This is a genomic window from Anaeromyxobacter sp. SG64, assembly GCF_022690745.1.
Taxonomy (GTDB): Bacteria; Myxococcota; Myxococcia; order Myxococcales; family Anaeromyxobacteraceae; genus Anaeromyxobacter; species Anaeromyxobacter soli.
The window spans coordinates 1-24,866 of sequence record NZ_JALCZB010000065.1 but is presented as its reverse complement, the minus strand read 5'-3'; the positions used below and the strand labels follow the sequence as shown (position 1 = coordinate 24,866).

At 75.3% G+C, this 24,866-nt stretch carries 19 protein-coding genes; 8 read left to right on the top strand and 11 right to left on the bottom strand.

Features of this window, described 5'->3' with window-relative positions:
- The coding region (locus tag MNZ29_RS17040) for a hypothetical protein (protein ID WP_242356049.1) at window positions 1-831 on the top strand (831 nt) is incomplete at its 5' end.
- A 50-nt stretch (window positions 832-881) separates the two neighbouring features.
- Here the strand turns inward: MNZ29_RS17040 and MNZ29_RS17035 are convergent.
- Together MNZ29_RS17035 and dtd are read right to left on the bottom strand one after the other, a co-directional pair.
- Window positions 882-1,226 carry a histidine triad nucleotide-binding protein gene (locus MNZ29_RS17035; RefSeq protein ID WP_242356047.1) on the bottom strand — a complete coding sequence of 115 codons (345 nt, stop codon included), beginning with the start codon at window positions 1,224-1,226 and terminating at the stop codon, window positions 882-884.
- 15 nt (window positions 1,227-1,241) lie between these two features.
- Window positions 1,242-1,691 carry a D-aminoacyl-tRNA deacylase gene (gene dtd, locus MNZ29_RS17030; RefSeq protein WP_242340425.1) on the bottom strand — a complete coding sequence of 150 codons (450 nt, stop codon included), beginning with the start codon at window positions 1,689-1,691 and terminating at the stop codon, window positions 1,242-1,244.
- 202 nt (window positions 1,692-1,893) lie between these two features.
- Here dtd and MNZ29_RS17025 point away from each other — a divergent pair, with 202 nt between their 5' ends.
- Entirely contained in the window at window positions 1,894-2,919 is a 1,026-nt protein-coding gene (locus tag MNZ29_RS17025; RefSeq protein WP_242340424.1) for an arginine N-succinyltransferase, read from the top strand.
- A gap of 91 nt (window positions 2,920-3,010) precedes the next feature.
- On the top strand, window positions 3,011-3,778 hold the full coding sequence (locus MNZ29_RS17020) for an ion channel protein Tsx (RefSeq protein ID WP_242340423.1): 768 nt from the start codon (window positions 3,011-3,013) through the stop codon (window positions 3,776-3,778).
- A 74-nt stretch (window positions 3,779-3,852) separates the two neighbouring features.
- Here the strand turns inward: MNZ29_RS17020 and MNZ29_RS17015 are convergent, their stop codons facing one another.
- A complete protein-coding gene (locus tag MNZ29_RS17015; RefSeq protein WP_242356045.1) occupies window positions 3,853-4,449 on the bottom strand; it encodes a class I SAM-dependent methyltransferase in 597 nt (198 codons plus the stop codon).
- Between the two features lie 106 nt (window positions 4,450-4,555).
- Here MNZ29_RS17015 and MNZ29_RS17010 point away from each other — a divergent pair, with 106 nt between their 5' ends.
- Window positions 4,556-5,002, top strand: coding sequence for a hypothetical protein (locus MNZ29_RS17010; RefSeq protein WP_242356043.1), 447 nt, complete (start codon window positions 4,556-4,558; stop codon window positions 5,000-5,002).
- Between the two features lie 66 nt (window positions 5,003-5,068).
- A complete protein-coding gene (locus MNZ29_RS17005) occupies window positions 5,069-6,967 on the top strand; it encodes a sulfatase-like hydrolase/transferase (RefSeq protein WP_242356041.1) in 1,899 nt (632 codons plus the stop codon).
- Window positions 6,968-7,328: 361 nt separating this feature from the next.
- On the opposite strand, the gene MNZ29_RS17000 is transcribed toward MNZ29_RS17005, so the two are convergent.
- Complete coding sequence (locus tag MNZ29_RS17000) at window positions 7,329-8,522, bottom strand: HNH endonuclease (protein ID WP_242356039.1); 1,194 nt, start codon at window positions 8,520-8,522, stop codon at window positions 7,329-7,331.
- 661 nt (window positions 8,523-9,183) lie between these two features.
- The gene (locus MNZ29_RS16995) at window positions 9,184-10,176 is read right to left on the bottom strand and encodes a GTPase (protein WP_242356037.1); all 993 of its coding nucleotides are present in this window, start codon (window positions 10,174-10,176) and stop codon (window positions 9,184-9,186) included.
- A gap of 160 nt (window positions 10,177-10,336) precedes the next feature.
- On the opposite strand from MNZ29_RS16995, the gene MNZ29_RS16990 reads away from it, so the two are divergent.
- Window positions 10,337-14,575 carry a BadF/BadG/BcrA/BcrD ATPase family protein gene (locus tag MNZ29_RS16990; protein WP_242356035.1) on the top strand — a complete coding sequence of 1,413 codons (4,239 nt, stop codon included), beginning with the start codon at window positions 10,337-10,339 and terminating at the stop codon, window positions 14,573-14,575.
- Window positions 14,576-14,625: 50 nt separating this feature from the next.
- On the opposite strand, the gene argB is transcribed toward MNZ29_RS16990, so the two are convergent.
- Together argB and argC are read right to left on the bottom strand one after the other, a co-directional pair.
- Entirely contained in the window at window positions 14,626-15,441 is an 816-nt protein-coding gene (argB, locus tag MNZ29_RS16985) for an acetylglutamate kinase (protein WP_242340417.1), read from the bottom strand.
- The gene (gene argC / locus MNZ29_RS16980) at window positions 15,438-16,502 is read right to left on the bottom strand and encodes an N-acetyl-gamma-glutamyl-phosphate reductase (RefSeq protein ID WP_242340416.1); all 1,065 of its coding nucleotides are present in this window, start codon (window positions 16,500-16,502) and stop codon (window positions 15,438-15,440) included. The genes argB and argC overlap by 4 nt, the downstream gene beginning before the upstream one ends.
- 102 nt (window positions 16,503-16,604) lie before the next feature.
- Here argC and MNZ29_RS16975 point away from each other — a divergent pair, with 102 nt between their 5' ends.
- The gene (locus MNZ29_RS16975; protein WP_242356033.1) at window positions 16,605-17,762 is read left to right on the top strand and encodes a M20 family metallopeptidase; all 1,158 of its coding nucleotides are present in this window, start codon (window positions 16,605-16,607) and stop codon (window positions 17,760-17,762) included.
- Window positions 17,763-17,798: 36 nt separating this feature from the next.
- On the opposite strand, the gene MNZ29_RS16970 is transcribed toward MNZ29_RS16975, so the two are convergent.
- From MNZ29_RS16970 to MNZ29_RS16960, 3 genes are read right to left on the bottom strand one after another with little or no spacing between them, the layout of a single operon-like run.
- Window positions 17,799-18,326, bottom strand: a complete 528-nt coding sequence (locus MNZ29_RS16970; protein ID WP_242356030.1) for a hypothetical protein — start codon at window positions 18,324-18,326, stop codon at window positions 17,799-17,801.
- 42 nt (window positions 18,327-18,368) lie between these two features.
- Window positions 18,369-19,349, bottom strand: a complete 981-nt coding sequence (locus tag MNZ29_RS16965; RefSeq protein WP_242356028.1) for a transglutaminase domain-containing protein — start codon at window positions 19,347-19,349, stop codon at window positions 18,369-18,371.
- Window positions 19,346-19,999, bottom strand: coding sequence for a DedA family protein (locus MNZ29_RS16960; protein ID WP_242340412.1), 654 nt, complete (start codon window positions 19,997-19,999; stop codon window positions 19,346-19,348). The genes MNZ29_RS16965 and MNZ29_RS16960 overlap by 4 nt, the downstream gene beginning before the upstream one ends.
- Window positions 20,000-20,103: 104 nt before the next feature.
- Between MNZ29_RS16960 and MNZ29_RS16955 the strand changes: the two genes are divergently transcribed.
- Window positions 20,104-21,309 (top strand): hypothetical protein, encoded by a 1,206-nt coding sequence (locus tag MNZ29_RS16955; RefSeq protein ID WP_242356026.1) that lies wholly within the window; start codon window positions 20,104-20,106, stop codon window positions 21,307-21,309.
- Here MNZ29_RS16955 and MNZ29_RS16950 read toward each other — a convergent pair.
- A partial coding sequence (locus tag MNZ29_RS16950) for a translocation/assembly module TamB domain-containing protein (protein WP_242356024.1) occupies window positions 21,303-24,866 on the bottom strand: 3,564 nt, incomplete at its 5' end. The two genes, MNZ29_RS16955 and MNZ29_RS16950, sit on opposite strands and share 7 nt — an antisense overlap.

The window sequence follows — 24,866 nt, the reverse complement described above, 5'->3', positions numbered from 1 at the left end:
GAGGCTGCGGCCGCGAGCGCCCCGGCGGCGCAGGACGCGACCCGCGACGGCCGGAGCTCGGCGAGCGGGACCGACGCGGCGGCAGCCGCCACCGCTCCCGTGGGCTCACCCGGGCAGCCGGCCGCGGCTCCCGCGCGGAGCGGGGAGGCCGCCGCCGGGACCGCCTCCGGCGCGCCGGACGGCAACGCTGCCGCGGGCGTCGCGCGGCCGGTGGGACGCAGCGCGGACGACGCAGGCACCGCCGCGGAGCGGGAGGCGGCCCAGCGAGAGGAGCAGCTCCGCCTCGACGCGCAGGCGCTCGACGACGCGCAGCGCACCGCCGAGCTCGAGCAGCTCCGCAAGGAGGTCGAGGACCTGCGTGGCGCGGTGGACTCGCAGCGCGCGCGGGCCGACGCGCTCGAGGCGCGGCTCGCGGCGCGCGAGGAGGAGGAGGCGCGGCGCGAGACGGCCGCCGCGGAGGCGACGGCGGGACGCGCCGAGGCGACCGGCGCCACGCTCGGCGCGTTCGACGAGGCGCTGCGCTCGCTCTCGCAGGGCGACGCGTCGGGCGTCGACGCGGCGCTCGCGGCGCAGGCGGACACGCTCGAGCGCACGCGGCGGGACGCGCAGACGTACGGCGCCCGGGACGAGGCGATGGGGACCGGCGAGAGCGCCACCCACGTCGCCGAGGCGCGCGAGGCGCTCGCGCGCGGCGACCTCTACTCGGCGCGCCTCGCCTTGTGGCGCGCCGCCCTCGCGGCGCGGTCGGCGAACGCCCTCGCGCGCGAGGGGCCGGGGGCGGCGGCGCAGGGCACGGGCGCCGCGGCGCAGGGCACCGGCGCCGGGTACTAGCTCGGGTCAACCCCGCAGAGCCACGAGACCCCAGCCGAGGCTCTCCGAGGCTAGCCTGGAGGCCATCCCATCCGTCTACCTCCCAGCACGTGGAGATGAATGTGGAAGACGCTCTGGCCCGCGTCGCGGTTGTGGTTCATGACCACGCGGTAGCCGGGGCCGTCGATGCCGCGCGCCTTCGCGATGGCGGCGCCAGCGCGGAAGAGCTTGCCGACGAGCGCCTCGTCGTCCGGGCCGAGCTCCATCATGCTCGCGACGTGCTTGCGCGGGACGACGAGCACGTGCGTCGGCGCCTGCGGGTTCACGTCCTCGAACGCGACGGTGTCCGCGTCCTCGTGGACGATCCGCGCGGGGATCTTCTTCTCGACGATCTTGCAGAAGAGGCAGTCGGACATCCCTTGACCTCCGGTTCAGAACAGACGGCGCGAGTCGAGCAGGATGGTGACCGGGCCGTCGTTCACGAGCTCGACCTCCATCTCCGCGCGGAACACCCCGGTCGCGACGGCGAGCCCCTTCTCGCGGAGCCGGGCGCAGACCCGCTCGTAGAGCGCGCTCGCGGTCTCGGGGTTCGCGGCGTCCACGAAGCTCGGGCGGTTGCCCTTGCGCGCGTCGCCGAGCAGGGTGAACTGCGAGACGACGAGCACCCCGCCCCCCACCTCGCCGGCGGCGAGGTTCATCTTGCCGCCCGCGTCCTCGAAGATCCGCAGGCCGGCGATCTTCTCGGCGAGGAGGTCGGCGTCGGCGGGGCCGTCCTCGCGCGCGACGCCGAGGAGCACGGCCAGGCCGCGCAAGATCCCACCGACCACCCGCCCCTCCACCCGGACCTCGGCCCGGGAGACCCGCTGCACGACGGCGCGCATGGCGTTCTCCATGTCACGCCGAGGCGCCCCGTTCAACGTTCCCGAGCGGGCGGCGGGACCCCGAACGGCCGGGCGGGATCCGCCGCCCGCCGCCCGCCGGCGCCGACACCGGCGCCTCGCTCCTCGCGCGATCCGCGCGGGGCGCCGGGTTCCCCGCGGGTGACAGCCCTCGGGGCCCGTGCTAGTCCTCCCGACCCGACGCATGCTCCTCCTCCGCGACGCGCAGAAGTCGGATCTCGCGAGCCTCGCCCGGCTCGCGAAGGTGCTGAACACCGTCAACCTGCCGTACGACGAGCGCGCCCTCGCCCGCATCATCGACGGTTCGGTCCGGAGCTTCTCGGCGAAGATCCGCGATCCCCTGGAGCGCTCCTACGTCTTCGTGGCGGAGGAGCCGCGCTCCGGCCGGATCGTCGGCACGTCGATGGTGATCGCCCAGCACGGCACGCGCGAGTCGCCCTGCACGTTCTTCGACGTGTCCGAGCGCGAGCACTACTCGTCGACGATCGACCGGCACTTCAAGCACCAGGTCCTCTCGATCGGCTACCACTTCGACGGGCCGACCGAGATCGGCGGGCTGGTGGTGGATCCGGAGGAGCGCGGCGGCGAGGAGCGCGCGGGCAAGCAGCTCGCCTACGTGCGCTTCCTCTACATGGCGATGTTCCGCGACCGCTTCCGCGAGAAGGTGCTCGCCGAGCTCATGCCGCCGCTCACGAAGGACGGCCGCAGCGCGTTCTGGGAGGCGTTCGGCAAGCGCTTCACCGACCTCGACTACCAGACCGCCGACAAGAAGAGCCGCGAGAACAAGGAGTTCATCCAGCAGCTCTTCCCGCCCGTGGACGTGTACGCCACGCTGTTCCCCGAGCAGGTGCAGCGGAACCTCGGCAAGGTGGGCCCCGCCACCGAGCCCGTGCGGCGGATGCTCGACCGGCTCGGCTTCCAGTACGTGAGCCGCATCGACCCGTTCGACGGCGGGCCGCACTACGAGGCGCGGCTCGAGGACGTCACGCTCGTGCGCGCCTACCGGCGGGCGAAGCTCTCGGAGGAGCCCCTCGAGCGCGACGGCGAGGAGCGGCTCGTGGGCCTGCACCGGACCGAGGGGAAGAGCCGCTTCCGCGCCGTGCGCGCCCCGGCGCGGATCGACGGCGAGACGGTCCGCATCCCCGCGAAGGCACGCGAGATTCTGGGCGCGGAGCCGGGCGAGCGGCTCCACCTCGTGCCCTTCGAGTAGCGGCCGCGCCCGCTCGCACGGAGCGAGCAGCGACCGCGGGTACGGGAATACCCTTTCGAGAGTCAGAGGGCTGCGCTAGAAGCGTCGCCCCATGAACGTCTCCTCTCTCCTCCGAAGCCTCCTCGCGATCGCGCTCGTCGCGCTCGCGCCCGCGGCGCGCGCTGGCGGGTTCTCCACCACCAACGTCCAGCTGCTGCAGGGGTACAACTTCGACGACGCGCTCGGAAACTACGACCACGGGCGCCTCACGACGCTGACGCTCAACCACTTCTCCACGTGGGAGCACGGCGACAGCTTCTTCTTCACGGACCTGACCCGCGGCCGGGTGGGCGGCGAGGACGCGACCGGCGCCTACGTCGAGTGGCACCCGCGCCTGTTCCTGAACGACCTGCTCGGCCAGAAGGCCCCCATCGGCGGCGTCATCCGGAACTGGGGCCTCGCGGGCGAGGTGAACCAGGGCGGCAACTTCTACGCCTACCTCGGCGGCGTCGGGTTCGACTTCGTCGCGCCGCCGGGCTGGGTGCTCGGGCTCAACCTCTTCTACCGGTACGACAAGTTCGCCGATCACCAGTGGCAGATCTCGCCGTACTGGACGGTGCCGTTCGCCGTCGGTCCGGTGCCGTTCCTCTTCACGGGCTTCGTCGACGTGAACGGCACGAAGGACGGCGCGCGCGACAACGCCGTCGAGATCTGGGCGCAGCCGGAGCTGCTCGTCGACGTGCTCTCCGTCGCGGGCGGCCCGAAGGGCAAGCTCCACGCCGGCGTCGAGTGGTTCATCCACCGCGGCTACGGCTTCGGCGAGACGGAGGCGACGGTGACCTCCGCCCCGCAGGTCATGGTGCAGTGGACGATCTTCTAGTCCGGCCATCCTGACCCGCCGCACCGAAGGGCCGCGCCCTCCCTCGAGGAGGCGCGGCCCTCGGTTTTTCTGGCTCAGATCCGCACGAACGTCGCGAGCCAGGCCTTGGCGCCGCCGGTCAGGAGGAGGCTGTCGAACACCGCGGGGCGGATCCGCACCATCGCGAAGAGCGAGCGGAACGTCGCGCGGAGGTCGTACTCGGCGATGCGCCGTGGGCCCGGCCCGGGCGGCTCCGCGTCGGAGAAGCAGAGGATGTGGAGCACGCCGCCGGGCGAGAGCACCTCCGTGAGCGACTCCGCGTACGGGCGACGCTCCTCGTCGGAGAAGACGTGGAACAGCCCGCAGTCGACGACCGTCTCGACGCGCAGGCGCAGGCGCCCGAGCTGCAGCGCGTCGGCGACGTGGAACGCCACCTCCAGCCCGCGCGCCGCCGCCTTCTCGCGGGCGCGGGCGATCGCGGCGGGCGAGCCGTCCACCCCGACGACCGGCCGGCCCAGGCTCGCGAGGTGGAGGGCGTTCTCGCCGGTGCCGCAGCCGACGTCGAGCACGGTGCCCCTCACCTCGCCCTCCTCGGCGAGCTTCACGATCTCGGGCTGCGGCCGGCCGATGTCCCAGGGCGGCGTCCCTGCCAGGTAGGCGGCCTCGAAGTCGCGGCGGGGTCCCTCGGACATCTCGGCTCTCCTCGCTCGTGCCGCCGGCGGCGCGCGGCGAGCGGCCACGCGCGGACGGCACCCGTCCTTCTTGTCGGCCCCGGTGCGCGCGCGCAAGATCGCGCTCATGCCCTACGAGCCCGCGTTCATGAGGCAGCTCGACGCCTTCCACGCCGCGCTCGCGGAGGTGAGGACGCTCGCCGAGTGGAGCGCCTTCAAGGCGCGCTGGTTCGCGGACCAGCCCTGGCCGCGCCGCTCGGAGCAGGCGCTCCTCGCCGCGCGGGAGGCGGGGCCCACCGTGGCGCTCGCCGGCCGCACCTTCACCCGCATGCCGCTCCCCGACGACGTCACCCCTGCCGCGCGCTACGAGTACTTCGCCGCGCTCGCCGCCGCGGGGCGCGTGCTCTTCCCCGCGCCGGAGGACCAGCCCGGCGCGGGCGGCTCGGGCGTGCGGTTCCAGTGCCCCGCCTGCGAGATGTGGACGGACGATCCCGGCGATCCCGGCTGCCCGGCGTGCGGGCGGGTGCTGCTCGAGATGAGGGTGGCGCCGCGATCCGCGCCTGCCAGCGGCTGACCGCCCGCTCGGCCGCTCCCCGCCGGGTGGCGAGCACGGGCGGGTGATGCTAGGTTCCGCGCCCGAATGTCCCGCGCGCTCGATGTCGGCGCCGGGGCGACGCGGGGCGGGGCCGGGTACCGGTTCCCCGCGCTCGTCTGGTCGCTCCTGCACGTCCCGCTCTTCCTCGCCCTGTACGCGACCTCGATCGCGGCGGCGGTCCGCAACGCGCCCGCGGCGTACCGGGCGCCGCTCTGGCCCACCTTCCTCCCGCAGGCGGCGCTCCTCGCGCTCGCCGCGTTCGCGCTCGCGCTCCCCTTCTCGCTCCGACCCCGCGCGTACCGCTTCGCCGCGCCGGCCGTGCTCGGCCTCGCGACGAGCCTTGTCGCCCTCGACAGCCGGATCTTCGGGGCGGTCGGCTTCCACGTGAACGGCTTCTTCCTGCGCGTGCTGTTCCAGCCGTACGCGCTCAAGGAGACGGGCGTGTCCCCGGCGGACGTCGCGACATTCCTCGCCGCCGGCGCCCTCTTCGTCGCGCTCGACGTCGCGGCGGGCGCGTGGTTCATCCGGCGCTTCGCGAGCGGGCGGCGTGCGTGGACCCTCGCGCTCACGCTCGTCCTGGCGGCCGCGGCGGAGCGCGTGTACGGGGCGGGGCTCGTCTACCTCGGCGGTCCGGCGATGTTCGCCGCCTCCGGCGTCCTGCCGCTGCAGGTGCCGGTGCGCATGAACGGCATCTACTCGCGCCTCTTCGGGAAGCGCGCCGTGGACCAGTTCGCCGGCCAGGAGTCGCTGCGGCTGCCGGCCGGGGTCGCGCCGGAGGAGATCCACTTCACCCGCAAGCCCGACGTGCTCTTCCTCGTCGCGGAGAGCCTGCCCGCGGCGCACCTCGCGCCGGACGTCATGCCGAACCTGTGGCGCCGCGCCGAGGCGGGCGCGCGCTTCACGCGCCACTACGCGGGCGCGGTCGCGACGCACTACACGATCTTCAGCCTCCTGTACGGGCTCCAGGCGCAGAAGCTCGAGGCCACGCTCGGCGCGGGCCGCCGGCCGGTGCTCTTCCCGGCGCTGCGCGCGAACGGCTACGCGGTGAAGGCGCTCTCCGCCTCCTGCCTCGACTGGATGGACCTGCGCGAGACGGTGTTCGCCGGCGTGTCCGCCGAGGACCTCAAGAACCGCTGCGACGGCGAGGGCTGGGGCGACCGCGATCCGCAGCTCCTCCTCGACGCGCGCAAGATGGCCGAGGCGGTCCCGCGCGAGCAGCCGCTCTTCATGTTCGTCTTCCTCTACGGGACGCACTTCAACTACTTCTACCCGCGCGGCCAGGAGCCCTTCCGGCCGGTGTGGGACGGCTCGGGGGGCATCAAGGCCACCACCGCGCCGGCGGAGCAGATCCGCAACCGCGCCAAGAACGCGGCCTACGCGCTCGACGGGACGCTCGAGGAGTTCCTCTCCTGGTTCGAGCGGACCCGCGGGAAGAAGCCGCTCGTGCTCTTCACCGGCGATCACGGGGAGGAGTTCCGGGAGAAGGCCCACCTCGGCCACGGCTCGGCGGTGACGAACGAGCAGATCCACGTGCCGTTCGTGGTGCTCGGCGACGGGATCCCGGCGGGCGTGCACGACGCGCCGACGAGCCACGTGGACTTCGTCCCGACGATCTTCTCGCTGCTCGGCGACACGCACCCACCGTCGCTCCACTCCGACGGGCTCTCCGCGTTCGACTCGCCCGACGATCGCTTCGTGCTCTCGACGGTCGGCTGGGAGCCGCGCTACGCCGTGGTGGGCAAGGATCTCAAGGTGACGGTGTTCGCCGGCCTGGCGGGCGCGAGCGTCACCGACCCCGAGGACCGGCCGCTGCCCGACGGCAGCGCCCGCCTGGCCGCGAACGCCGGCAGGATCATGCGCGCGATGCGCGGCGAGGAGGTCGCCCCCGCCCACGCGGCGCGCCCGCTGCCCGCGTCGGCGACCGCCGGCGAGGCCGGGAGATAGCTCCCGGGCCACGGCGGAGCCGAACCCGAGGCGACACCCGCAGCGACGCGCGCCGACGCGTTCTGCTTCCGTCTGAGGATTCGTCACATCTTCGGCTGCTGACCGACGGAGGCGGCCCTGGTCGGACCAGCGGCGCACCGCGCGCTCCGGTTCGGCATCGACGGGGTAGGCACGGCGCGGTCCGGGAATGCTTCGCGCGGACCATTGCGGGCCGCGGAGCGGTGAGCGTCACCGGCGCAAGTGGGGCGTGGTGTTTCGGAAGCCGGGAGGTACGCGAGCGGCGAGTCATCGCTCTAGCGCGCTGCCGTGCGAACCCAACCCGGTCCGCGAAGTTAGGCGCGGCCGATACGCGGCAGCGGAATCACGGCGCCCACATTCCCAGCTGCATGACGGGAGCCGCCACGCCAGCGCACGAGAGCGGCGATGGCCCGTCGCCCGTGTCGCGGCGGAAGCGATCCATGTGTTCGCGCCCGAAGGTTCTCTCTGCGTGAAGCAGGTTGTGGGCTCGGCATGCGACCCGAAGATTTTCGACCGTGGACGGTCCCCCGAGGGCGGCGGGCTGGATGTGGTCGACCTCGAGCTTCCAGCGGCTATTGCAGCGGCAGCCGTCCTGGCCGACCCATGCGCACCGCCCGCCGTCGCGCTTCCACACGGCGCGGCGCACTATCGCCGGGATCGTGGTCCTGGCCGCCGGCGGCTCCGCCGCCACCTGCTTCGCGCCCTCCTTCGAGCCTTCCTTGGCGTCCTTGGTCTTTCGCTCTGGCGCGACCGCGCCCTTGCGCTTGCCGTGCTTCTGGATGGCGCAGCGGATCGCCTCGTGGAGCACTGCCGCGAGGTCGCCGTCCGGGACCTTGTGCGACAGAAGCGACCGGAGCGTCTCCAGGTCCTCCTTGCAGGCGCGGTCGAGGGTGACGCGGAGCGACCACTGGCTCTCCGAGATGGCGAGCGTCTCGGCCCTTCGCTTCGGCTGCGCGACGATGGGCGGGGGCGCCGGGAGCGAGGCGGTGTTGGGGCCCGGATCGAGGGTCGGAGCCTCAGGACCGGGCGCGGTCGCCGCCTCGGTCCGCTCGGCCTCCGGGAGCTGCAGCGGGGCGCTCACCGCGCCGGGCGCGCGCTCGGGCAGCTTGCGGAGGCCAGCGCGCGGAGCGGTGCGCGCCTGGACGGAGACGACGAGGTGCTCGACCTCGGCCCGGGTCCGGAAGGCTGCGCGACCGAGGAGGTCGTTCACGTTCTCCTCGGTGAGCACCTGGCCGAGGAGCGCCACGGTGGAAAGGCACAGGCGCCCATCGCGCAGCGGAGCCTCGAGGCTCGGAAAGCGGCGCAGCACGCGCATCGCCTGGATGCGCCGGCCGGCGGCGCCCTCCCGCAGGTGGAGCGCCTCCAGGCAGTAGCTCCAGAGGGACGCGTGGCCGGCCTCGACGAAGGCGCGGCGCCGATCGAACTCGTCGAGGTGCAGGAGAAAGTCGACCTGGACGTTCCGTTCCTCTCCGGCAAGCTCGCTCAGGCGGTGGGCGAGGACGTTCGATTCGAGGGTGGCCGGGGCGAGCGCAGACATGGGGTGCACCTCCAGTACACTCTTCGTAGCACGCGATTTTCGGAGCTCCGGAGACGCGCGAGGTTCGCGCCTGCGCGGCGTTCTCTCCCGCGCCCTCGTCGAGGCATCACGGCGCTCGGCGCGCGCGGCAGGCGCGAGGCGCGTGCGCGAGAGCAACCCTCCCGCGCGGGCCCGCAGGTTGAACGCAATCGCGACCAGAACGCGTCAATGAGACATGTTTCACCCACCGCAACTGGGACGCCTTGCTTCTTCGCGAGAGAAGCCGCGACGTCGGGGCGCCACTACCGCTGGCGATAGTTGTCATCATTGGTGAATCTGCTCGGCTTCCCGGCCAGCTCCGGTCCGTGCGATGGCGCGACCTGCGGATGCGCGTTCGGAAAGTCCGCATGCACCCGCGCGGTGTAACGCTGCGCGCCTCCTGCGGGCTGACACGACGAGACGTCCGCCTGCTTCACCGCCTCTGGCGCGTTCATCGTGGGAGCGCCCGGAACGCGCGCCCACCCCGTCGATGCCCGAATCCGGCATGCGCACGGTGACGGCGGTCGAAACACCTACCGCTCGTCCGCCGAGTATCTGCATTCGTGATGAATGGTGAGACTTCCGTACGCCGCAGGCGCAAGGAGCGAGGACGCCCGCCGCAGGCCGGGTATCGTGCGCCGAGTCACGCGTGTAGCTCGACCACGTCGCGGTCGGCCAGCACGTGGTGCCGATCGACCTGCTGCCCCTCGAAGCGCGCGTGGCCCCAGATGCGCGCGAACTTGAGGTGGGCGGCGACCTCGTGGTGCACGACGAGGGCGAGGTCGTGCACGGTCGCGCCGGCGGGCAGCACGAACGGCTTCCCCAGGTCAGGCTTCTTCCCCGGCTCCTTCGTGTAGACGCGCATCCGGCCGAGCGCGCGGAAGAGCTCGGGTCGCAGCGCGTCGAGACCGTCGCCGCGCGTCGCGGACACCGCGAAGAACGGCGGGTCCGCGCCCACCGCCTCGCGCGCGAGCGCCGCGAACGTGCCGTCCTCGTCGAGGTCGCGGCGCGTCGCGACGACGAGGACCGGGCGGTGGACGAGGAGCGGCGAGGCGCCCGGCGGCGGGGCGCGGCCGCGCGGCCAGACGTGCCCGCGCGAGAGGACCTCCAGCACCGCCGCGAACGCCGCCTCCACGTCGTCGGCTGTGGGGTCCAGCACGACGACGACGCCGTCCGCACCCTGCGCGAGGTTCGGCAGGTACGGCTCGGTGTGACCCGGCGCGACGGGCGGCGTGTCGACGAGCTGCACCTGCACGTCCTCGAACGCCATCATCCCCGGCAGCGGCGCGCGCGTGGTGAACGGGTACTCGCCGATCTCGGGGTGCGCGTGGGTGAGCGCGGCGAGCAGCGACGACTTGCCGGCGTTGGGGGGCCCGAGGAGCACCCACTGGCCGGCCCCCTCGCGACGCACGTGCGCGGGGTCCGTGCGGTGGACGCCGCTCTGGCGCACGTGCTCGCCCTCCTCCTCGAGCTTCGCGAGGCGCTTCTTGAGGTCGGCGTGCAGCTTCTCCGTCCCCTTGTGCTTCGGGAGGAGCGCGATCATCTCGCGGAGCGCCTCGCGCTTGTCGTCGTGGCTCGCCGCCTCGCGGAAGCGGAGCTCCGCGTCCTTGTACTGGGCGGTGAGGTTCGCGGGCACGAGCGGGATCGTGGGCGCGGCCCCTCGAGGCGGGTGCGTGGCCATCGCGGGGTGGACCCACGAGGGATGCCCGGAGCGTGGAGGCGTGCCCCTGGCCCTCTCGCCGCGCCCGTTCTGGTCAAGCCCGCCGGGCGCGCGCTGGGCGACACTCGCCGTCAGCATGCCTCGTTTCCTCGGGGTGGACGCAGGCGCCGAGACGGTGAAGGTGGTCGAGCTCGTCGCTCGCCCGGGCGAGCTCGTGTGGCTCCGGCGCGCGCGGCTCGAGCACCACAAGGCGCCCGGCCCGGCGGTGCGCGAGCTCCTCCGGCAGTGGGGATGGGACGACGTCGGCGGCGCCTTCGCGTCCGGGCGCCTCGGGCGGCAGCTGGCCCTTTCGCGCGTCCCGGCCAAGCAGGCGCGTATCGCCGGCGTGCGGTTCCTCCACGGGCCGGGCCCCGCGGTGATCGTGGACATCGGCGCGCACGGCTTCTCGGTGGTCGAGCTGGGCGGCGGCGAGGACGCGGACTACCGGGAGAACCCGCGCTGCTCGCAGGGCACGGGGAGCTTCCTGCGCCAGCTCGTGGAGCGCTTCGGGCTCGACCCCGAGGAGGCGGACCTCCTCGCCGCGCCGGTCGAGGATCCGGCGCCGCTCTCCGGCCGCTGCCCCGTCATCCTGAAGACCGACATGACCCACCTCGCGAACCAGGGCGAGGACCGGGCACGGATCCTGGCCGGCCTGTTCGACGCGATCTGCGACAACGTCCAGGTGCTGCTCCGGCGGCCCTCGGAGGCCGCGACCGTGGTCCTCGCCGGAGGGGTCGGACGCTCGCGCAGGATCCGCGAGCGGTTCGGGCGGATCGTGGCGGAGCGCGGGATGACCCTCGAGGAGGAGCGCGGCGACGACGCGCTCTACCTGGACGCGCTCGGGTGCGCGGTGCTGGCCGCCCGGGGGTCCGCGCCGCTCCCGCGGCCCGACGACCTCGTGGCCCCCGCGGCGCACGCGCCCGTGGAGCTGCTCCCGCCGCTCTCCGACACCCTGGGGCGCGTGCGCCGCCTGCCCGCGCGTCCGGCCCCCAGGATCGGCGCCGGCGACGCGCTCATCCTCGGCCTCGACATCGGCTCGACCGGCTCGAAGGCCGTCGCGCTCCACGCCGCCTCGGGTGCGCCCGTCTGGGAGAACTACACGCGCACCGCCGGCGACCCGGTGGCGGCGGCGCAGGAGCTCGTGCGCCGCGCGGCCGGCGGAGCCTTCCGGGAGGCCGTCGTGGGCCTCGGGGTCACCGGCAGCGGTCGCGAGATCGTCGGGTCGCTGCTCGCGACCTGCTACGGCGCCGAGCGGGTGCACGTGCTGAACGAGATCGCCGCTCACGCCGAGGGAGCGCGCGCCTGCGACCCGCGGGTGGACACCATCTTCGAGATCGGCGGGCAGGACGCGAAGTACATCCGGCTCCTCGGCGGCCGCGTGGTCGACGCCGCCATGAACGAGGCGTGCAGCGCCGGGACAGGGTCCTTCATCGAGGAGCAGGGGCTCCGCCTCGGGGACCGCGATGTCGAGGCGCTCGCGCGCGTGGCGCTCGGCGCCGACGCCTGCGCCGACCTGGGCCAGCACTGCGCCGTGTTCATGGCCGAGATCCTCGACGAGGCGGCGGCCGCGGGCGTCACGCGACCGCGCCTCGTCGCCGGCCTCTACGACTCGGTCGTGCAGAACTACCTGAACCGCGTGAAGGGCAGCCGCTCGGTGGGGGACGTCGTGTTCTGCCAGGGGATGCCCTTCAGCGCCGACGCGCTCGCGGCGGCGGTGGCGCGGCAGACCGGCGCGGAGGTGATCGTGCCGCCGAACCCGGGCACGGTGGGCGCGTGGGGGATCGCGCTGCTCGCGCGCGGGGCGCTGCCCGGCGGCGCTCCGCTCGAGCTCGGCCGGTTCCTCGACGCCCAGGTGGACCGGAAGGACACGTTCGTCTGCCGCTCCACGGCGGGCTGCGGCGGGTCGGGCAACTCCTGCCGCATCGAGCGGCTCCGGACGCGCGTCCAGGGGGTGCGGCGCGCGTTCTCGTGGGGGGGAGGCTGCTCCGTCCACGAGCGCGGGACCCGCACGCGGAAGCTCCCCGCCGGCGCGCCCGATCCGTTCAGGGAGCGCGCGGAGCTGGTCGAGGCCGTGCTGCGTCCGCTGTCGGCGCGCACCGGCGCCCCGCGCGTCGCCCTCGCCGAGGCGTTCCAGCTGAAGGGGCTGTTCCCGTTCTTCGCCCACTTCTTCCGGGCCCTCGGCCTCGACGTGGTCGTGGCGCGCGGAGGAGGACGGGAGCCGCTCCGCCGCGGGACGGAGCGCGCGCACGTCCCGTTCTGCGCGCCCATGCAGCAGTACCACGGCCTCGTCGCCGCGATGGCGGAGGCGCCCGCGGAGCGGGTCTTCCTCCCGATGCTGCGCGACCTGCCGGCCGTGAAGGACGAGACCTCTCACTGGCTCTGCCCGGTGGTGGCGGGGAGCGCCGACGTGCTGCGCCTCGATCTCGGGCGAGCGCTCGACGCCGGGCGGATCCTCTCGCCGGCCATCCGCCTCGGGCCGGGCTTCCTCGACGCCCCGGCGTTCCTCGACACCTGCCGCGCGCTCGCCGCGGACCTCGGGGTCCAGCGCGAGGACGCCTGGCGATCCGCCCACGCCGTCGCGCGCGAGGAGCAGGCGCGCTTCGACGCCGCCCTCTTCCGCATCGGGCGCGGCGCGCTCGACCGCTGCCGCGCCGAGGGGCTCTTGCCCGTGGTCGTCCTCGGGCGCACCTACACGATCCACGACGCGGTCCTGAGCGCGAACATCCCCGCGCTGCTCCGCGAGCAGGGCGCCGTCGCCATCCCCGTCGACTGCTACCCGTCGGCCCCGGAGACGCCGCTCGTCCCGGGCGCGTTCTGGGGCTACACGCAGCGCGTGCTGCGCGCGGCGTACGAGGTGCGGCGCGAGCCCGGGGTGTACAGCCTGTTCGCGAGCAACTACGGCTGCGGGCCCGACAGCTTCACGCTGCACGCCTACGCGCGCCTCATGGAGGGCAAGCCCTTCGCCGTCATCGAGACGGACGGCCACGCCGGCGACGCCGGGACGAAGACGCGCGTGGAGGCGTTCCTGCACTGCGTCCGCGAGGACCTGCGCTCGGGCGCGAGCGCCGCCGCGTCCGCGGCCCCGCTGCTCGCCCTCGCCTCCCAGTCGCTCCCCGAGATCGCCCGCAGCGGCGCGCGCGTGCTCGTGCCGCCCATGGGGCCGGAGGCCGGCGCGCTCGCCTCGGCGCTGCGCGGCTACGGCGTCCCCGCCGAGGTGCTTCCCCGCGCCGGCCCGGAGGCGGTCCGGCGGGCGCGGCGCCACACGAGCGGCAAGGAGTGCCTGCCGATGATCGTGACGCTCGGGTCGCTCCTGCAGCGGCTCGAGCGGGCGCACCCGCACGAGCGGCTGGCGTTCTTCATGCCGGGCTCCAGCGGCCCGTGCCGGTTCGGCTACTACCGGCAGCTCCACCAGATGATCCTGGAGCGGCTCGGGCACGGCGCGCGGGTGGGGATCTGGTCGCCGCCGGACTCGGACTACTTCGAGGGCGTGCCGCCCGGCTTCGGGGCCGTCGTGTTCGCGGGGATCGCCGGGTTCGGCCTGCTGGAGGACGCGCTCCGCGACGTCCGCCCCGTCGAGCGCGAGCCCGGGGCCGCGGCCCGCGTGCACGCGGCGCACGCGACCGAGCTCGCGGCGCTGCTCGAGCGCGCCGCCGCGGGGAGCCTCTCGGCGAGCCGCGTGCTCATGGAGGCCGCGACCGGGCGGAGCTACGGCGTGCCCGCCCTGCTCGGTCGCGCCGGGCTCGCCCTCCGGAGCCTCAAGGACCCCCGGCCGCACCCCACGGTCCTCCTCGTCGGGGAGGTCTACGTGCGCTCCGACGCGGGCGCCAACGGCGACGTGGCGGACGCGCTGGAGGAGCGCGGGATCCGGGTGCGCCTCGAGCCCGTCGCCCAGTTCCTCGAGTACTCGGACCACGTCCAGGTGCGGCGCGGCCTGCGCGGCACGCCCGGAGACCAGCTCAAGACGTGGGTCCGCGGCCGGCTCCTCGGCGCGTGCCGGAGCAGGATGGCGAGCGCGATGGGGTGGCCGCGCCCGGCGCGCCTCGCGGAGGCGCTCGCGGCCGCGGCGCCCTACGTGCGCGAGGATCTCGAGCACGAGGCCGTCCTCGCGGTGGGCCTCCCGGTGCTCCAGTGGCGGCGCGGCGAGATCGACGGCGCCGTGTGCGTGGGCCCGCTCGAGTGCATGCCCGACAAGCTCGCGGAGGCCCAGATGTCGCACGCGCGCGAGCGCGAGGGGCTCCTGTCCCTGAGCCTGTCGCTGAACGGCGATCCGGTGGACCCCGACGTCCTCGACGGCTTCGCCTACGAGGTGAAGGATCGCTTTCGCCGGCGCCCGTGACGCTCCGTAGCGGCTCGTCGCTTCGGGGTTTCTCGGTGGCAGTGTCGCCGTCAGCCGACCAGCACGGTCCCGGCGCTCCCCGGGTCGAGCACCGCGCGGGCGAGATCGCCCTCGCCGAGCTTCCCGACGATGACCACCGACTTCGCGCCGGAGGCGAGGACCCCGAAGGACTCCTCGAGCTTGGGGATCATCCCGCCCGAGATCGTCCCGTCCGCGACCATCCGCTCGAACTCGGCGTGGGTGATGCGGGGGATGCGGGAGGAGGGATCGGCGAGGTCGCGGAGCACGCCCGGGGTGGAGGTGACGAGCACGAGCGCGTCGGCCTCGAGCGCGCCCGCGAGCTGGCTCGCGACGGTGTCGCCGTTGATGTTGAGCAGCTGGCCCTGCGCGTCGCAGCCGAGGCAGGCGATGACCGGGACGTAGCGCCGCTCGAAGAGATCGCCGAGGAGCGGCAGGTTGAAGCCGAGGACGTCGCCGACGAGGCCCAGGTCCACCGGCTCCGGCCCGGCCCCCTTCATCACGCGGGGCGGGCGGCGGCGCGCCTGGACCATGTGCCCGCTCGCGCCGTGCAGGCCCACGCCCATGACGCCGTTCGCGAGCAGCCGGGCGCAGAGATCGACGTTGAGCTGCCCGGCGACGACGTACTTCATCACCTCGAGCGTCTGCGCGTCGGTGAAGCGGCGGCCGGCCACCATGCGCGTCTCGAGGCCGAGCGTCTTCTGGAGCGCGGTGGCCTGCGGGCCGCCGCCGTGGACGATCGCCACGCGGTTGAAGCCGTCGACGAGCGTGCGCAGGTCGCGGGCGATGACGGAGAGCTCGGGCGCGTGGACGATCTCGCCCCCGAGCTTCAGCACGATGGTCTTCATGGCGGCCACGGGCCCGGGTCGGCGAGCGAGGCCTTCTCGTCGAGCCCGAGGATGAGGTTCATGTTCTGGATGGCCTGCCCCGCCCCGCCCTTCACGAGGTTGTCGGTCGCGCCGAAGCAGGTGACGGTGCGCCGCCCCGCGCGCGCCGGGCCGGCCGAGATGCCCACCTCTGCGTAGTTCGAGCCGGAGACCGCGGCCACCTCCGGGAGGCGCTTTCGCGGGACCCGCACGAACGGCTCGCCGGCGTAGGTCTCGCGGAGGAGCCGGTCGAGCCGCTCCTGCGTCCACTCCTCCGGCAGCTCGAGGAAGGCGGTCGCGAAGATCCCGCGCGAGAGCGGCGCCGACACCGGCACGAAGCGGAGCGCGAGGTCCCTCGCGCCCGCCTGCGCGAGCGTCTCGGTGATCTCCGGGACGTGCTGGTGCTCGAGCGGCTTGTAGGTGCGGAGGTTGTTCGCGCGGACCGGGTGGTGCGTGCCCGCCGACGGCGCGACCCCCGAGCCGGACGAGCCGGTGATGCCCTGCACGTGGACGACGCCCTCGAGGAGCCCGGCCCGCGCGAGCGGCAGGAGCGCGAGCTCGATGGTGGTCGCGAAGCAGCCGGGCGAGGCCACGAAGCGGGCGGCGCGGAGCTGCTCGCGGTTCAGCTCGGGCAGCCCGTAGACGAAGTCGCGGAGCCGCTCCGGGCAGGGGTGCGTGTGCTTGTACCAGCGCTCGTACGCGGCGACGTCCTTCAGGCGGAAGTCGCCGCTCATGTCCACGATCTTGAGGCCGGGGAGCGCGGCGAGCTCGGGGACCTTGGACGCCGCGACCGTGTGCGGGAGGCCGAGGAGGACGACGTCCACTCCCTTCGCCGCCTCGGCGGGCGGCAGGCCCTCGAAGACGAGGTCGGTCACGCCCTCGAGCGCGGGGTCCGCCGCGGCGAGCGGCTCCCCCACGAAGTCGATCGAGGCGACGCGGACGAGCTCCACGTCGGGGTGGATGAGGAGGCGGCGGATCATCTCCGCGCCGCCGTAGCCCGAGCCGCCGATCACCGCGGCCCGGTAGCGCTTGCCCGGTGCCATGCGCCGCCCTTATACCGGGGTCTCCCGCGCCCGGCCAGCGGCCGGCGCGGCCCGCCGAGGGCGAGGTCGCCCCCGCGCTCGCGCACCGGAGGTCTCGCCCTCATGGCCGGCCGCATCGACGACGCCCTCCACTGGCTCTCGGGCCAGCGCGGCGCGCTCGAGTCGCTCCTCGAGCGGCTCGTGGCAGTCAACTCCTTCACCGCGAACAAGGCCGGCGTGCAGGCGGTCGCGAACCTCGTCGCGGGACAGCTCCGCACGCTCGGCTTCGCCGTCGAGCTCCGCCCCTCGACGCGCTTCGGCCCGCACCTCGTCTTCAGCGGGCCTGCGGACGGCGCGCCGGTGTTCCTCGTCGGCCACACCGACACGGTGTTCCCGCCGGGCACCTTCGAGGGCTTCCGGCGCGAGGGGAGCCGCGCGGTGGGGCCGGGCGTCTTCGACATGAAGGGCGGCATCGCGGTGATGCTGTTCGGGCTCGTCGCCGCCAAGCGCGCGGGCCTCCTCGAGCGCGTGCCGGTGAAGGGCATCCTCGTCGCCGACGAGGAGGTGGGCTCTCCGGAGTCGCAGCCGCTCATCCGCGCGCACGCGCAGGGCGCCGCCTGCGCGCTCGGCTTCGAGTCGGGCAGGCCGGGCGATCTGCTCGTCACGCGCCGCAAGGGGGTGGGCTCGATCCACGCCGAGGCCCGCGGCGTCGCCGCCCACGCCGGGAACGAGCACGACAAGGGTCGGAACGCGATCTGGTCGATCGCGCGCTTCGTCGATCGCGTCCAGGCGCTCACCGACTACGAGCGCGGCCTCACGGTGAGCGTCGGGCTCGTCTCCGGCGGCACGACCAAGAACACCGTGCCGGCCGAGGCTCGCTGCGACGTGGACCTGCGCTTCGAGACGGTGGAGGACGGGCAACGCCTCGGCGAGGCGATCCAGGCGATCGCGGCGGAGGCGGCCGTCCCCGGCACGACCCTCGAGCTCTCGCACGGCGGCTGGCGAGATCCGCTCGAGCGCACGCAGGCCTCGTCGGCGCTCGCCAAGGAGTACGGCGACTGCCAGCGCGAGAGCGGGCTCGGCCAGGGCGAGGCGCCCCTCGTCGGCGGCGGCTCCGACGCCTGCACCACCGGCGCGGCGGGGATCCCCTCGATCGACGGGCTCGGGCCGCGGGGGAAGGGCTTCCACACCACCGGCGAGGAGGTGGACCTCTCGACCCTCGTGCCGAAGGCGACCGCCTTCCTGCGCTTCCTCGCGCGACGGGCGGGCTCCCTCGCGTGACGGACGGCGGTCCGGGGCGGGCCCGCTGGACGGCCTTCAACGCGCGGGCTGCGGGGCGGCGCTCCGGCTCTTGGCGCGCCGGCGCGGCGCGGTCCCGAACGCTTCCTCCGCTGCCTTGAGCCGCCAGCGCTCGAGCTCGTCGCGATGACGCCGCGCGCGCGCCTCGAGGGCCCCGAGGTCGAAACCTTCGAGGCGGGGCTCGTGCCGCTGCGCGCGGGCCAGCGCGCTCCAGAGGCCGCGCCGCGACTCGCTGCCGGCGGCGAGCGCCTCGAGCTCCCAGACGCGCGACAGCGGCGAGTAGGAGAGGAGGCGCCCGTTCAGCTTCAGCCGCCCGGCCAGCTCGCCGAGCATGACTACCGTCTCCTTGAGCCCGCTCGGCGTGCCGCCGAGCGCCTTCAAGACGTCGCGGACGAGCTCCCGATCCTCCTGGAGCTCGGGAAGGAGGCGCTCGAGCGGCTCCGCGTAGGGCGAGCCGCGGTTCGAGGCGAGCGCCCGGCGAGCGAGCCGTACGCCGCCGAGCGACAGGGCGAGGTGGTCTTCCACGTACCGCGCGATGAGGTCCACGCCGGGAAGATGCGGCCGGAGGCGCGCCGGCGCCCGGAGGTCTCACCGCGCCAGCACCGCCGCCCGCCCCCAGCACGCCAGCACGCGCCGCCCGGCGGCGAGCGCTCCTGCGCGATCACCGGGCGCGAAGCGCGCGAGCGTGAAGCGCGGACCGCGCGCGGGGAGCTCACCGAACGAAGGGTCGACCGGGACGTAGCGATCCCCCTCGCGGAGCTCGGCCCACGCGTGCCAGACGAAGCCTCTCCCGTCCCAGGCCACCCCGAGCGCGGTGCGACCCACGTGTCCGCGGCCCCTTGCGCGCGCGAGGTAGGCGGCGGTCTTCTCCCGGCAGCTCGCGCCCGGCGCGGCAGGCGCGGGGAGCGGGGTCGCCGGCGCGGGCGCCGGCGGGTCGAGCGACACGCCGCAGAAGCTCGACGCGAGGGCGGGATCGACCGGGCCGGGGACACGAACGGACAGGCGCGGCGGCCGCCCGGGCACTGCGGCTCGCCCGTCGCGAACGAAGCGCGTCCCCTGCTCGGGGAGCTCGATCGCGGCCGGGAAGCCTCCCGGACCGGGCGTGACGCGCTCGCGCACGCCCAGCACGGTCGCGTCGAGCGCGCCCGACGCCCAGGCGCCGCACGCCCGACCGGCGGCGAGCGTCTCCTCCTCGAACGCCTCGAGGCAGGCGGTCCCCTCGCCCTCCCTCGCGGCGGAGGCGAGCAGGAGCTCGGCGAGCGCCGCCGGGACGCGCCCGGCCGGCGAGGCCTCGCGCGTGACCGCTCCGTCGCGCGTCCGGAGGATCCCGCCGGTGGCGACGCCCTCGCGATCGACCTCGGTCTCGAAGCGGCGGGCGGTCACCGCGCCGCCGGCCTCCTCCGGGAGCCGCAGGCGCGTCTGCAGCACCGCCCGGCAGCGCGGCCCCTCGCAGCGTACGGCGAGCTCGGCCGCGCCGACCGGGACGCCGCCCACCTCGACGCGGTAGCGCGCGCTCCCGTCGGGCAGCGCGAGCCCCACGACGAGCACGAGCGCGGCGGCGAGGCTCACCGTCCCTCACCGGCGCGGGCGGCCCGCCGCGCGGCGCGCCGGCGCCACAGCACGGCCGCGAGCGCGAGCGCGGCGACGATCGCCACGACGATCCAGGCGGCGCGCGTGTAGCGCTCGAAGAGGAGCAGGAGCTCCTCCACGTTGTGCGCGACCAGCGCCCCGGCCCCGAGCAGCACGGCGTTCCAGAGCGCCGCGGAGAGGCCGCCGTAGAGGAGCACGCTGCGGAGCGGGATCCCCGACGCGCCCGCGGCGAGGAAGAAGAAGGCGCGCAGCCCCGGGAAGAAGCGGTTCGCGACGAGGAGGAGCGCCCCCCAGCGCCGGTAGCTCGCCTCGAAGCGCAGCAGCCGCTCCTCCGAGAGCGGCCGCCGCTCTGCGAGGCGCCGATCGAGGCGGCGCCCCAGGGCGGCGCCGATCCGGTAGTCGACCCAGGCCCCTAGCACCGCGCCGGCGGTGACCGACACGAAGGTGACGGGCCAGGAGAGCTCTCCCTGCACCGCGTACCAGGCGCCGAGCACGACGACGAGATCGCCCGGGAACGGCGGGAACACGTACTCGACGAAGCTCGCCGCGAAGAGGATGAGGGGCGCCACCGGCCCGGTGCGCGAGACGGCGTCGGCGAGCGTCTGGGCGAGCCCGGTGAGCGAGGCCACGCGCCGATGTTACACATCGATGCACGCCGGGGCGATCACCTCCTCCGGCGCCCCATCCGCTCCATCGCGCGACCGGCCGCCGGTCGGCGTGCTATTCCCTCGCCGTGGATCGCCGCTCCCTCGCCGTCACCGCCGCGCTGGCGGCCCTGTGGCTCGCGGCCGGCTACCTCAACGTCGCGCGCGGCGCGGCGCACGCCGGGGCGGGGTACCGGTTCTGGTCGTTCCAGCACCACTGCTACTCCGACGTCATCGCGCTGCACGGGGATCGCTACCTCGGGGGCGCGCACCCGCTGCCCTACCTCGAGGATCGGATCGAGTACCCGGTCCTGCTGGGGCTCGCGCTCTGGCTGCCGTCGTACGTCCCCGGCGGCGCGCTCGGTCACTTCACCGTCACCTACCTCTTCCTCGCGGCCTGCCTCGCCGTGACGCTCCTCGCGCTCGCGCGGCTCCCCGGCGCGCGCCCGTGGTGGCTCGGCGCGACCCCGGCGCTCGTCTATTACGCCGGGCTCAACTGGGATCTCCTCCCCATCGCGCTCCTCGCCCTCGCGCTCCTCGCGGAGGAGCGCGGTCGCGTCGCCGGGAGCGGCGCGCTGGCGGCGCTCGGCGTCTCGGCGAAGCTCTTCCCGGCGGCGCTCGTCCCGCCCGCCCTCGCCGCGCTGGCGTCGAGGCCCGGCCCGCGCCTGCGCGCGCTCCTCCGCTACGCGGCGGCGCTCGCCGGCGTCGTCCTCGCCGTGAACCTCCCCTTCGCGCTCGCGGCGCCGGAGCGGTGGAGCTGGTTCTTCCGGTTCAACGCCGGGCGAGGCGCGGAGAACTCCATCTGGGACGCCCTCGCCATCCCGCGCGGGCCGCTCCTCGAGGCGCTGTCCGCGGGGCCGCTCGCGCTCGCCGCGCTCGCCGGCGCCGCGGCGACCTTCCTCGCGGCCCGCCGGGGCGGGGATGCGGCGCGGGCCGCCCGGCTCGCGACGGCGCTCGCGCTCGTCGTGTGGATCGCGACGAACAAGGTGTGGAGCCCGCAGTACGCGCTCTACGGCTTCCTCGCCGGCGCGCTCGCCGCCGCGCCCGCGACGCTGTTCGCGGCGCTCACGGCAGCGTCGATCTGGGACTTCCACGTGGCGTTCGAGGTCCGGGCCCGGCGCTGGGAGCCTTGGTTCCGCGACCACCTGTTCCACCCCACCGCGGTGGTCCGCACCCTGCTCTGGCTCGTGCTCGCCGCGCTCGTCGCCCGCGCGCTGTGGCGCGAGGCGCGCGGCGCCTCCACGCTCCGGACGCGCAGAGCCGGCGCGCGGGGTAGCGAGCAACGCTGTCAGTAGTCCTTCGACCAGACGAGGCTCGCGCCGCCCGATCCCGACGTGCCGTAGCGCCCCTCCGCCGTCCAGCGCGGCGTGATGCGGTACTCGACCCGCATCTCGTTCTCGTTCTCGCCGCGCTCGACGTTCGCGTCGAACCGCCGCACGTAGCCGATGTAGACCTTGTCGGTGACGTACTTCCCGGCGCGCAGCGCGCCGGAGTCGAGGGCGACGGTGTCGAGGGGCAGCTTCTGGGCGACCAGGTTCTTGAACGCCTGGGTGGCGACGGCGCCGAGGGCGGCCTTGCCGGCCTCCTCGCCGGTGAGCGCGCCGACCTCTCCCGAGCCGCGCTTGATCTCGGTGCGGCCGGTCGCGATGAGCATCGCGATCTGCCCCTCGTCCATCGGCGGCTTCGAGGAGAGCCGGATCTCGGGCTCGCTCAGCGGGCCGGCGACGGCCACGGTCACGACCGCCTCGGGGTTGTCGTAGGTCGCCTCGACGTCGAGCATCGCCGCGGCGGGCGGACCGCCGGTGAACTGGACCCGGCCGCGCGTGATGTCGAAGTGGCGGCCGCCGATCGGCTCCACGAACCCGCGCACGACGGAGACCTCCCCCGAGGCGTAGGAGCCCGCGCCGGCGAGCTCGTAGCGCACGTCCGCCTTCAGCTCGACGTTCTCGAGAGGGCTGTCGCTCTTCACGAACAGCTGGCCGGGCGCGACGACGTGCACGGCGAGCGTGAAGGGCTTCGCCCGCGGCGCGGCCGGGGCCCCGGCTGCGACCTCCGCCGCGGCCTCGGCGCGCTTGCGGCGCTCGCGGATGGCGCGCCGGCCGACGACGATGTCGTCGCGCTGCTCGAGCGGCTGGAGCGTGCGCGGGGTCCGCGACGGGAGGCGGACGGTGCCGCCCGGGACCTTCACCTCGAGCCGCAAGGCGTCCGCCGTGTAGGTCCCGGTCGCGTCGGCGCGGAGGTCGAGGTTCGCGAGCTCCTGCCCGTCCCGCGTCACGGTGAGCGTCTCGGCCCGGAGGTGCGCCTCGACCGGAGAGCTCGCCGACGCGAGGTCGTGCGCGAACCCCGAGACCTCGAGCCGTCCGCGGCCCCGCTGCGCGGAGAGCCGGCGCAGCTCGAGCGCGTCGTCGTTCACCTCGAGGTCGAGCAGGACGCCGGTCCACTCCCCGTACTCGGCGATCGCGAGCTTCCCGTCGGCGAGGAGGACCTTGCCGCGCGGTCGCGGCCGGCCGAGCGGGCCTCGCGCCGTGACGTCGGCGGTGAGCTTCCCGGAGGCGCTGCGCACGACGCCCGGCAGGAGCGCGGGCAGGACTCCCAGGTCGAGCCCCGTCGAGACGACCCGCGCGTCGAGCGGCGCCGAGCGCAGGGGTGGCCCGCCGGCGCCGAGCCCGAGCGGCGCCTCGAGCACGCCGCTCGCCTCCATCGTCCCGCCCGCCGCCGCGCGGAGCGCGACGTGCGCCTCGGTGCGCGCCCGCTCGTGGGTGGCGCGCACGGAGACCTCGCCGAGCGGCCGCCCGTCCACCGCGATCCCGCTCCCGCCGAGATCGATTCGCACCACCGGCGCCGCGAGCGTCCCTCCCGCCGACACGCGCCCCTCGACGACGCCCGCGAGCGGCACGTCCGCGCCCGCCGCCCGGGCGAGCTGCACGCGCGGGACGACCGCGTCGAGCGTGAGCGGCGTGCTCCGCAAACGCTCGGCGGCGAGGAGCCGCTCGAGGGGGGCCGCGAGGGATCCGTCGAGCCGGAGCAGCGCGTCTGAGCCGAGCGTGACCTGGCCCGTGACGCCGACCCGCGCCGCGTCGAGCGCGACCCCGACGGTCGCGCCCACCTCGCGGTAGCCCGCGAGCACCGCGTGCGCGAGCCCGACGGTCACGTTCCCGCGCGGCGCGCTGGCGGTGCCCGTGAGGGTCGCCCGCGCGTCGAGCGTGCCCTGGAGCTCCTCGGGGAGGCCGAGCACCCCGGCGAGCGCCGCGACGTCGAAGCTCGGGACGACGGCGCTCACCTCCACGGGCGCCCTGCGAAGGGCGGCGACCGCGTCGGCGGGACGGGCGACGAGCTCCCAGAGATCGAGCGGGGCGGCCGCGTCGAGGGCGAGCGCCGGGGCCCCGCCGTAGGTCGCGCTGGCATGGAGCGCGGCCCGCTCCCCCGGGTCCTCGAGCGTGAGCGAGATCGCGAACGGGCCGATGTCGCCGTACGACCCGCCCTCGAGCGACCCCTGGGCGGTGAGATGGGGCGCGCCGGCCGTCCCCTCCACCGTCACGTCCAGCGCGGCGATCCCCTCGAGGGACGAGGCGGCGCCCGCGGCCGCGAGCACGGGGGCGACCGGGAGCGCCTCCACCCGCACCCGCGCCGAGAGCCGCGCCGCCGGCGAGCGGTCGAGGGGCAACGGCAGGTCCGCGGTGACGTCCACGGCGCCGCCGCCCGCCCGCTGCACCGCGACCGAGACGGCGGCCCGTCGCCCCTTCCCGTCCCAGCTCGCGGTGCCCGTGGCGTCGAGGCCAGCGAGGCCGCGCACCGCGCCGCCCGAGAGCTCGAAGCGGGTGTCGAGCAGGGGCCGGCGGGTGGTGCCGGTCGCCCGCGCCCCGGCGGTGAGGCTCCCGGCGACGCCGAGGCCGCGCGGGATGACGCCGGGCGGGAGGCGCGTCAGGTCGACGCGGACGAGGTCCGCGCGCGCGTCGAGCGTCCCGCGCGCGCCGAGCCCTCCCTCGACGGCGACGCGCTGCTCGCCGGAGACGAGCTCCAGCCGGTCCACCGCGGGCCCCGCGAACCGGACCGTCGCCGGCTGCGTGAGCTCCCAGCGGGCGCCCGGGTACGCGAGCGCGAGGCGCGAGACGAGGACGCGGTCCCGGCGCGGGCCGAGCGTGCCGCGGGCCTCGACCGCGAGCGGCTGGTCGCCGACGGCCGGCAGCGACGCGGTCGCCGACACGACCGCCTCGTCCTTCTCGAGCCGCGCGCTCAGCACCACGCCGCGCGCGACGTCGTCGCTCCCCGAGCGCACCGCCGCGGCGGTCCCGGCGAGGTGCACCACCGGGCGCCGGAGGGGCCCGGCGGCGTCCGCCTCGAGCCGCACGCCGCGGAGCGCGAGCTCGCCGAGGCGCAGCGTCGGGGCGTCGGCCGTCGCGCGCAGCACCGGGGATCGCTCGGTCCCCGTGAGCGCCGCCTCCACCCGCGCCCTGCCGGAGAGCGCGGGGAGCTTCGCTCCGAGGAGCGCGCCGAGGTTCCGCATCGCGCGGCCGAGATCGGCGGCGTCCGCCGTGAGCTTCCCGGAGACCGCGCCGCCGGGGCGCCAGCGCAGCCCGCCGTCGAGCGCGAGCCCGGGGGCGCGCAGCGTGAGCCGGCGCACGTCGTACGCGCCGCCCTCGGCCCGCGCGACGAGCTCGCCCGGCCCGAGCTCGCCCGCGCGGAGCCGCGAGCGGGCGATGGAGACGACCGCGTCCCCCCGGAGGTCCTCGAGCCCGCTGCCCGAGAGCGCGCCGCGCCCGGAGAGCGTCACCTCGCCGGCGGGCGCCGCCGCGTGGAGGCCGGAGGGATCGAGCCGGTCGACGGCGACGACGAAGCCGAGCGCGCGCGGACC